At 41.3% G+C, this 230-nt stretch carries 1 protein-coding gene; it reads left to right on the forward strand.

Translation table 11 applies throughout. The features are described 5' to 3' along the window. Positions 1-230 (forward strand): TonB-dependent receptor (locus tag AAEY68_RS21780; protein WP_350586909.1); only part of this gene is annotated, 230 nt, incomplete at both ends.

Genomic DNA, 230 nt, shown 5'->3' on the forward strand with positions numbered 1-230 from the left:
GTGCTGGCCAGTGTTAGCGTAATTGACCGTGCTGATATTGAAAAAAGTAATGTGCGAGACTTACCTAGTTTGTTGGCTTCTCAAGCTGGTTTTCAAATTAACTCAAATGGTGGCTTTGGCCAAAATTCAGGTGTTTCGCTACGCGGTTCAAGTTCACGCCATACCCTTATTTTAATTGATGGTGTTAGAGTTGGCTCGGCTACTCTTGGCTATAAAGGTATTAGTAATAT

The organism is Pseudoalteromonas sp. RB2-MNA-CIBAN-0110, assembly GCF_040309305.1.
In the GTDB taxonomy this organism is placed as follows: Bacteria; Pseudomonadota; Gammaproteobacteria; order Enterobacterales; family Alteromonadaceae; genus Pseudoalteromonas; species Pseudoalteromonas arctica.